Below are 9,455 nucleotides of genomic sequence, written 5' to 3' on the forward strand. Positions count from 1 at the left end.
TCCTCCCCACCCTACTCGCTCACGGCTCGCGCCGTTCGATCCTTGAGGGTAGCGTGAGATCGGAGGTCTCACGGACCATACGAATGGGCGCTTCGCGCCCGTGAACAGATGGGGCTTCCTGTTTCCACGACGCGCTTTGCAGGAACCGAATCGGACCCGTAGGGAGCGCAGTCTCCGCAGGCGTTCGAAAATCGCTTAATGATCAAGATAACTTTTGCAAATATGGTCTGAGGAACTGGTCGATCCAGGACTTGGCGAACCCAGGTCGATCGGTGAGGGTGTTGAAGAGACGGCGAGCGAGAGTGCGGAACGCGCTCTCGCTCGCCACGACGATTGGTGAAGCATTCCGTTTAAGCACTTTCCAGACCTGCTCGATTGGATTGAGATGCGGTGAGCCGACCGGAAGAAAGACGAGATCGGTACCGAGTTGATGTGCGCGCTTGCGCGTGTGTTCACAGATGTGAGACGAGAAGTTGTCTAAGACGAGCAGAATCCGGGAACGCGGATTCTGCTCGCGGACCTCCTCCAATAGGGCACAGATGTTCTCTTTCGATTGATCTTCAGGGAACGTCAGGACACTTTCGCCGTTGAGCGTATAGCACCCGACCGCTGGTTCGTCAAGTTTCACCAGCGGTCGTTCCAGTGTCGGATCGTCGACGTACCACAGTCGATGCGAATTGTCGTATGGTTGCGGATGCGAAGCGCCACAAAAACCGACGACAGTTCCCCCATCTGTACAGATATCGTCGTCGAGAACCCAGCCTTCGTCCTCATCCTCAGGACGCTTGTTATGTGCTGTCTCTGTTTCCTCGTCGAACGCGTCTGCGACGCGTTCTTCGAGGATTTCATCTGCATTTTCTGGCCGTGAGGGACGTTTTGGACGTGGTTTAGCGTAAGACAGTCCGAGATTCCGGAGGAATCGACCGAGATAATCCGGATGGTACTCAACATCGAACTCTTCGTCCAAGAGCTGATGAACTTCCTGTGCTTTCCAGGGCTGTCCCTCCCGGAGAAGTTCTAAAAGACGCTCTTGTTCCTCGTCACCGAGCTTCGGGGGCCTTCCGCCCCCGAAGTTCGGTGTCAACTGACCCAGCCCGCCATCGTTCCATCGACGTGCCCAGCGACTTCCAGTCGACGCAGATTTCCCAATGTCGTCGGCTGCTTCTTCGTACGTTGCACCCTTGTAGAGACGTTTGACAAAGGTGAGCCGCTTGACGACCTTTGGATCGTCTGCTTCGTCCAGCAGACGATCCAACTCCTCCTCGCTCAGATGACGAACGAGCTCGCCCCGCGGGTCTCCTCCCATTACCCCGTTCGTCTTAGCCCACGCCCAAAACTTCTGTCACTCATTAGGCGATTCTGAGGACGTTGATTCGGGACAGCCCGTCCCTACTTGTTTCAGTCCACGCACCAAGATGTTGTAGGCCGCGTTCCAGTCCCTGTCGGACGTGAAACCGCACGACGGGCACGAGTGCTCGCGGACCCACAGCGGTCTGTCCGACTCGGCACCACAGGCCGGGCATTCTTTGGTCGTTCCGGCCGGATCGACAGCCACGGAGTGCGTCCCTTCGCGTTCGCACTTGTACTCGAGCATCCGGAGGAACGTTCCCCACGCCGCCCCGGCACGGTTGCGGCTGTTCGACGGGAGTTCCATCAACCCCTTGGCGTCGAGGTCTTCGACGGCCACAAGGTCGTACTCTCGAGCGTAGTGGTTCGAGAGCTTGTGCAAGAAGTCCCGACGTTTCCGTTGCAGATCGGCGTGACGTTTGGCGACGGTACGCTGTTGCTTGCGGTAGTTCGCCGACCCGTGCTCTTTGCGTGAGAGTTTCCGTTGCTCGCGTTCCAGCCGGTCGCGTTCGTCCGAGAGGTCGGGACGTTCGACGGCCGTACCGTTGGTGTCGTGAGCGTACTTCTTGATACCCACGTCGATTCCGACACAGTCCTCGAGTTTCTTGGGCCTCGGCGGCGCGTCGTCCTCGGTTTCGATCCCGAGCACGGCGAACCACTCGCCGGTCGGTTCCTGCTTGACAACGACCTCTTTGATCGTGGCGTTGTCGGGAACGTCGCGGTGGTAGACCATTGGAATCTCGCCGATTTTGGAAAGAGAAAGTACAGCACGGCCACTCGTGTTTTTGAGTTCGAAGCCGGTTTGACTGTACTTGAACGAGCGATATTCCTTCGGAGCCTTCCAGTTACGTTCCCCGACGCGGTAGCCGTTGTCCTTCTGCCCTTCAGCGTCGAGCGGTTGTCGTACAGCCGCTGTACGACCTTCTGTAGCACCTTCGAGTGGACTTGTTTCAGGTCGGTCCACCAGTCCTTGAGGTCGGGAAGAACCGACTGCTCGGAGTATGCCGACGTGCCGTCCTCTCGGTTGAGTCGGTGGATAAAGTGGTTGTAGACCTGTCGGCAGGTATCGACAGTCCACGCTAACCGTTCGTGGAGTTCGTCGGTCGAGTTGAGTCGATACCTGTAGTTGTAGCGCATGGTCTACTCGTCTTCGTCGGACGGATCGGTGACGCGGACAACTTTGATAGTGGCACCCCGCCACCGCTTGGAGTAGAAACATAAAGCTACCAATGGCGTGGGCCCTGCGGGCCTGCTGTAGAACAGTCCAAGAAACACGAGCGGCGTTGACGAGACGCTTCGCGTCTCGTTCGCACACCAGAAATCTGTGAGTTCTGGGGACGCTGTATCCCCTCCCTGCTCGCGCCTTCGGCGCTCGCTGAGGAAGGGGCATTAGCGCCTCGATTTCGGTAACGCGAGTGAGGGGACAACGGCGGTACGCGGTACAACAGCGTCAGACGACCGCGGCGGCGACGACGACAACCAGGAACGCGTGCCAGACGACGGCCGCGGCTCTGGCACCGGTCGACTCCGGCGGAAGCGGCGGGTTTCGGAACATCGCCTCGTAGACGAATACCGTCGCAAACAAGGCCCCGGCCGCGAGTCCGGAGATGAACGCGACCGACGACGTGAGCCCGATCACCATCCCGAGCCCGAGGCTCGCGACGATGGCGATCAGGAGTTTGTCGTAGTACTCGAGTTCGAAGTGGGTCACTGGCCTTCTGTTCGTGTCTTCGACGTCCACTCTCGAAAACCCCCTGTCGATTACGAGCCGGTGGGAATAGATTCCTCGGCAAAGTCACTGGCTGTAAAACACAAGTACGTGAGTGAACCATCACTCGTATATTGGGGCAGGTCCGTCTCGCCTGCACTGATTCAGCGCGATTCCTCTTGGCCGGTCTTTCAAGTCTGTCGGCGTTGCAGTACCGACCGTGACCGATCACTCGTTCGAGATTGACCCGATCGGCGTCGTCCGGACGCCGTTCGAACGACCGGCGGATACACCGAAACAGGGGGTCAACGAGGCGACTGAGGGAGAAGTCGTCCTCTCGCGGGAGTACGAACCGGGACTCGAGGGACTCACGTCCGGCGACTCGATCGACGTACTCTGGCTCGCCGACGACGCGGATCGTTCGACGCTCCGGGTCCGGGACGGAGAACGCGGGGTCTTCTCGACGCGGTCGCCCCACCGTCCGAACCCGATCTGCAGGACGACCTGCCGCGTCCGGGCCGTCGACGGGACCCGGCTCGCGGTTACCGGCGTAGACATGCTCGACGAATCGCCCGTGGTCGATCTCAAGGCCCCGATGAGGTGACCGTCTCGAGCGGCCACGACGGACCGGGCAGCGCAATCCTTTTGCCCCGGGCCGGGTAGAGCCTCTCGCATGCGCATCACCTTTCTCGGGACCGGAAGCGCGATGCCGACCGGCGAGCGCTTCCAGACCGGTATCCTGGTTCAGGAGGACGGTCGAACCCTGTTGATCGACTGTGGATCAGGCATCCTGCATCGGCTCCAGCAGTCCGGCGTCGGCTACGAGAACGTCTCGACGGTTCTGTTGACTCACCACCACCTGGATCACGTCGCCGATCTACTCCCGCTGATGAAAGCCCGGTGGCTCGCCGGCGAGGAACACCTCGAGATCGTCGGGCCGCAGGGAACCAAGGGGCTGGTCGACGACCTGCTGTCGGTCCACGACTATATGGACGGACGACTCGACCTGCAGATCAGGGAAGTCGTCGCCGGCGAGTTCTCGGTCGCCGGGTTCGACGTTTCGGCTTACGAAACCCGTCACTCGCTGCCCTGTCTTGCCTACCGCTTCGGCGATCTGTTCACGTTCAGCGGCGACAGCGAGGCGTTTGCCGGCCTGGCGAACTTCGCCGACGAGTCCGCGATCCTGGCCCACGACTGTTCGTTCCCCGACGATGTCGACGTCTCGAACCATCCGACGCCGGAGACGCTCGGTCGGGAACTGGCCGACTGTGACATCGGTCGCGTGTACCTGACCCACCTCTACCCCCACACCGACGGCCGGCACGAGGAGATGCTCGAGTCGATCCGTGCTCACTACGACGGCGACGTGACCGTCGCCGAGGACCTCCAGACAGTCAGCGTGAAGTGACCGTCCCGAAGCCCACTTTGTTCTGACACGATTTGTGTTTCGTTGCTCGTAGGTTTGATCGGTAGCCGTTATACCTCACCAACAGCCGCGTTAGACGATCGATACGTTACTCTCCGTGACGTTCAGGAAAATGTAAATAACCTAACAAGTATAAACGAGCGGCGTTTGTAGGATCGTAACAACAGCATGGTCACCACGAGCAACACGCGTCGCTCGACGGCGATAGAAGCGGCAATCGAGACGAAGACGGAGGCGATCGAATGAGTCTCCCGGAGCGGATCGCCGCGGTCGTCACCGGCCGCTCCCGAATCGTTCTCGTCGTCCTCCTGCTGGCTACCGCCCTGGTAGGTGCCGGAGCACCGATGGTCGAGGAAGACTCCTCGCTCGAGCAGTTCGAGACTGACTCGCCCGAGGCGGAGGCGATGGAAGAGATCGACGACCGGTTCGTCGTCGGCGACGACGAGAACACGACCGGCGTCCAACTGATCAACCGAGAGGGCAACGTTCTCGAGCGACAGTCGTTGCTCGACTCGCTGGAGTTCCAACAGGAGATTCGCGACAACGAGTCGATCAACGAGACGCTCGTCGACGAGGAGCCGATCACTGGCGTCGAGAACCTCGTCGCCATGACGGCGATCACGAACGAGGATATCTCGGGTCTCGAGGAGCGTGGCGACGAACTCGAAGACCGCGGTGAACGACTCGAGGAACGCAGCGAGGCCCTCGAGGAACGCGGCGACGAACTCGAAGCACGACAGGCCGAACTCGAGGCGACCAGTGCGGGACTCGAGGCCGGGATCGACGAGGCCGGCGAACTCCAACGCGAGTACGAACAACTGAACGAGACCTACGACGAGGACGACCCCGAGTACCAGCAAGGTGCCGCCGAGATCGAAGACGCGTACGACCAACTCCTCGCAGAGACCGTCGCCGACGCGGACCTCGACGGCGAGCAGGCGGCCGAGTACGAGGAGTTCGCCGATCAGGCCAGGGCGATCGAATCCCAGCTGTACGAGATCGAACAGACAACCCCAGACCCCGAGGCAGTTCCCGAGTACCAGAGCCTAACCGAGCAGCTCGAGGAGGTCTACACCGGTGCCACGATGGGCGTCCTCGAGGAAGAGTACGAGGCTCTCGAGGAACGCAGCGCGGCGCTCGAAGACGACCAGGAGCAACTCGAAGCGGACTTCGAGGCGCTCGAAGACGACCAGGAAGCGCTCGAAGACGCCTGGGACGACCTCGAGGAGGACGACGAACGGCCGCCGCTCGAGGAGCAGATCGAGACCCTCGAGGAGATCGACGACGAGGCGTTCGAGGACGCCCTCGAGGATACGCTTTCGGACGAGGAAGACGATCAGGGAGCTGGACTTGCGTTCATGCCGTCGGATTACGATCCGGGTTCGACTGACTCCGACGCTCGGATGACCTCGATCACACAGGAGACTGGCGGCGTGGACCTCGAGATGGGCGGTGCCGAGGGCAGTGACGTTATCGACGCTCAGATCGACCTCCGGGAGCTCGCGAGCGCACACGATCACGATCAGGTCGTCTTCGGCGTCGGCGTCATCACCGACGAGATCGACCGCTCGATGGGCGATAGCCTGGCCATCGTCGGCCCGCTCGCGCTGGCGTTCGTCACTGCGGCCCTGCTGATCGCCTACCGGGACCCACTCGACATCGCGTTGGGGCTGATCGGCATCGTGACGGTGCTGGTCTGGACGTTCGGGTTCATGGGCTGGACGGGAATCGACTTCAACCAGATGTTCGTCGCCGTGCCGGTGTTACTGATCGGGCTCTCGATCGACTACGCGATTCACGTCTTCATGCGTCATCGGGAGCAACGAGAGACGCGTCCCGCCACAGAGCGTGACGCCGACTCGCGAAACGGCGTCCGCGGCTCGATGACGATCGCGCTGGCCGGCGTCGGCGTCGCGCTCGTCTGGGTGACGGCGACGACCGCGATCGGATTCCTCGCGAACCTCGTCAGTCCGATCGGCCCGATCCAGGAGTTTGGCGTCGTCAGCGCCATCGGTATCCTCTCGGCGCTGATCGTCTTCGGCGGGCTGATCCCCGCGGCGAAGGTCGAACTCGACTCGGCACTCGAGGCTCGTGGCTTCGACCGACACAAACGCGCGTTCGGTACCGGAGGCGGTCGCTTCAGCGATCTGCTGACGGTCGGCTCGGTGGCGGCGCGGCGCATCCCGCTGGTGTTGCTCGTTGCCGTCCTGTTGCTCACCGCCGGCGGCGTCTACGGTGCGAGTCAGGTCGATACGAGCTTCGAGGAGGAGGACTTCCTCGCTGAGAGCCCGCCGGCCTGGACCGAGAACCTCCCCGGGCCGATGGCTCCCGGCCAGTACCAGGCTGCCGACGACCTCGACTACATCAACGAGAACTTCCAGCGTGACGACGCACAGGCACAGATTCTCGTCGAAGGCGACGTGGCCGATGGGGACGTACTCGAGCGCCTCGACGCCGCCCAGGACGAGGCTGCCGACAGCCCGGTCACGTACACGCTCCCAACCGGAGAGGCAGACGTCGAGGGGCCGCTGTCGGTGATGGAAGACACTGCGGCACAGAACGAGTCGTTCAACGAGTCGTTCGACGCCGCCGACACGACCGGCGACGGCGTCCCGGACGAGAACGTCTCGGCGCTGTACGACGAACTGTTCGAGGTCAACGAGGACGAGGCGACCAGCGTCCTCCACCGAACCGACGACGGCGACTACGACTCGGCCCAGCTGATCGTCGCCGCCGAGGGCGACGCGGCGTTCGACGACGTGACCGAGGAGATGCGCGCCATCGCGGGCTCGATCGACGATGCCGGCGAGGGCGACGACCGTGAGGTCGGGACCGAGGCTGACTCCGGAGACGACGAAGCGGCCCTCGGCGCGATCGCAACCGGCGACCCGATCGTCAACTACATCGTCGAGCAAGACCTGTTCGAGACCGTCCTCCAGAGTCTACTGGTGACGCTCGTGGCCGTCTTCGCCTTCCTGACTGCGGCCTACTGGGTGACGGGAAACAGCGCATCGCTCGGGGCGGTGACGCTGTTGCCCGTCGCGTTCGCGACGAGCTGGATCCTCGGCACGATGTACCTGGCTGGGATGTCGTTCAACGTGCTGACGGGGATGATCACCAGCCTCACGATCGGGCTCGGAGTCGCCTACAGCATCCACGTCAGCGCCCGCTATACACTCGAACTCGAGCGGCAGGGCAACGTCTGGTCCGCGCTGCACACCACGGTGACGGGTACCGGCGGCGCGTTGCTCGGCAGCGCGGCGACGACCGTCGGCGGGTTCGGGACTCTCGCGTTCGCCATCCTGCCGGTCCTGCGCCAGTTCGGGATTATCACCGCGTTGACGATCACGTACGCCTTCCTGGCGAGCGTCGTCGTGTTGCCGTCGCTGCTGGTGTTGTGGACGCGGTACTTCGGTCCGGACGTCTCGTTCGACTTCGGGCACGCTCGACGGCCGGCAGCGACGGCGAGCGACGGTGGGACCGAGACGATCGACGACGAGAGCGGTGAGTCGGATGCGAACCCAAACACGAACCCAGGCGGGGCTGCCGACACCGAGCAAACGGACGGAAACCCGGCGACGGACGAAAACGGAGGTGACCAGCAGTGAGCGTCGACGAAAACGAAGCCGTCGATGCTTTCGAACGGCTCGGACTCACCAGTTACGAGGCAAAAGTCTTCATCGCGCTTCACCGTCTCGGGTCGGGCACTGCGCGGGACGTCGCCCGAATCGCCGACGTCCCCCGGTCGCAGGTCTACAGCGTCGCCGAGAGCCTCGAAGACCGCGGGCTCGTCGAGACCCAGCAGTCGAGTCCGATCCGGTACCGACCCGTCAGTCTCGAGGAAGCCGAGGACACTCTCCGGAACCGGTTCGAGCGGGAACGTGACCGTGCGTTCGAACACGTCGAGGAGGTCAAGCGGGAGTCGGCCGGTGAGGAGACCCAGGAAGACATCTGGACGGTCCGGGGCCGCGACCGGGTCGACGGGCGGGTCGTCGATCTGCTCTCGGCGGCCGACGAACGGATCGTCTTCGGCACTCGACTCCCGGAACTGCTCACCGAGCGGATCGAACGGACTCTCGAGGGGCGGGCAGCCGCCGGCGCGACGGTGCTCGCCGTCAGTCGCGACCAGCGAGTGCGAGACCGGCTCGAGTCGCTCGAGGGTGTTGGCGTCCAACAGCCGCCGGCCTCACGGAAGAGCGACCAGCGGTCGGGCCGGATCGCCATCGCCGACGACGGCATCCTGCTGAGCGTGGTCGACGACGACGGCAGTGAGACGGCGATCTGGAGTTCGGGCTCGCTGTTCGCGTCGGTGCTGATCCAGCTGATCGAGGCGGGCGAAGAAGTGGCAAGCGATGAAAAGTAGCTCGTCGCAGTCAGTCCTGATTGTGCCAAGTTTCTCTTTCTTATGGGGCCGGAACATATTCGTCTTATAATCGTTCAGTCTTGAGCAGCATAGTCTCGTCTCAGACTGGACGGTTGGTCTGAGAGTGTCCAGGATAACTCAAATAGGTCCAGTCGCTTCACTTGCTGAGGGAGTCAATTTTGCCATTGGCCATATAACCATTCCACCTCACTTTTCGTGCTTAACGAAACGGCACTCGTATGATATCGAAAAGCTTTACTTATTACCAAAAACAAATTCTAAATGGAATGTCCGATACTAATTTCCGAAGAGAATTCGTGAAGCGTGCTGGTGTTATCGGGGCGGCCGGAATCATCGGTGGTACCTCCGCAACCGGATCAGTTGCGGCAGACGGGTCTGGAACAATTCGAGGTGGCATCTTTCACGTCGGAACTAATACAACGCTTGATGGAGTGACGATGTCTTTGGAGGGGCCCTCCACGTATGAACTCAGCGACATTGACGGGAGCTATAGCACCTCCGTTGCTCTGTTGAACGCAAGAAGGCGACAGTATTGAATTTATGATATTCGTCTTAATGCCGCTATATGGCCTGAGAGTCCTGTTTTGAAA

6 protein-coding genes and 1 pseudogene are annotated in these 9,455 nt (G+C 61.6%); 4 read left to right on the forward strand and 3 right to left on the reverse strand.

What is annotated here, in order from left to right; translation table 11 throughout:
- Positions 1 to 202: 202 nt before the first annotated feature.
- The 3 genes and pseudogenes from C446_RS11065 to C446_RS11075 form a co-directional block, all read right to left on the reverse strand.
- Positions 203 to 1,306, reverse strand: a complete 1,104-nt coding sequence (locus C446_RS11065) for an IS630 family transposase (protein WP_006673185.1) — start codon at positions 1,304 to 1,306, stop codon at positions 203 to 205.
- 48 nt (positions 1,307 to 1,354) lie between these two features.
- Positions 1,355 to 2,484: pseudogene (locus tag C446_RS11070) on the reverse strand (RNA-guided endonuclease InsQ/TnpB family protein); the annotation flags it as partial.
- A gap of 313 nt (positions 2,485 to 2,797) precedes the next feature.
- On the reverse strand, positions 2,798 to 3,058 hold the full coding sequence (locus C446_RS11075; RefSeq protein WP_049920171.1) for a hypothetical protein: 261 nt from the start codon (positions 3,056 to 3,058) through the stop codon (positions 2,798 to 2,800).
- Positions 3,059 to 3,275: 217 nt separating this feature from the next.
- On the opposite strand from C446_RS11075, the gene tsaA reads away from it, so the two are divergent.
- The 4 genes from tsaA (at position 3,276) to C446_RS11095 (ending at position 8,844) form a co-directional block, all read left to right on the forward strand.
- The gene (tsaA, locus tag C446_RS11080; protein ID WP_006673188.1) at positions 3,276 to 3,659 is read left to right on the forward strand and encodes a tRNA (N6-threonylcarbamoyladenosine(37)-N6)-methyltransferase TrmO; all 384 of its coding nucleotides are present in this window, start codon (positions 3,276 to 3,278) and stop codon (positions 3,657 to 3,659) included.
- A gap of 69 nt (positions 3,660 to 3,728) precedes the next feature.
- Entirely contained in the window at positions 3,729 to 4,463 is a 735-nt protein-coding gene (locus tag C446_RS11085; protein WP_006673189.1) for an MBL fold metallo-hydrolase, read from the forward strand.
- Positions 4,464 to 4,723: 260 nt separating this feature from the next.
- Complete coding sequence (locus C446_RS11090; protein WP_006673190.1) at positions 4,724 to 8,089, forward strand: MMPL family transporter; 3,366 nt, start codon at positions 4,724 to 4,726, stop codon at positions 8,087 to 8,089.
- On the forward strand, positions 8,086 to 8,844 hold the full coding sequence (locus C446_RS11095) for a TrmB family transcriptional regulator (protein ID WP_006673191.1): 759 nt from the start codon (positions 8,086 to 8,088) through the stop codon (positions 8,842 to 8,844). The genes C446_RS11090 and C446_RS11095 overlap by 4 nt, the downstream gene beginning before the upstream one ends.
- The last annotated feature ends 611 nt before the right edge of the window (positions 8,845 to 9,455 follow it).

It is taken from the genome of Halobiforma nitratireducens JCM 10879 (assembly GCF_000337895.1).
GTDB classification, from domain to species: Archaea; Halobacteriota; Halobacteria; order Halobacteriales; family Natrialbaceae; genus Natronobacterium; species Natronobacterium nitratireducens.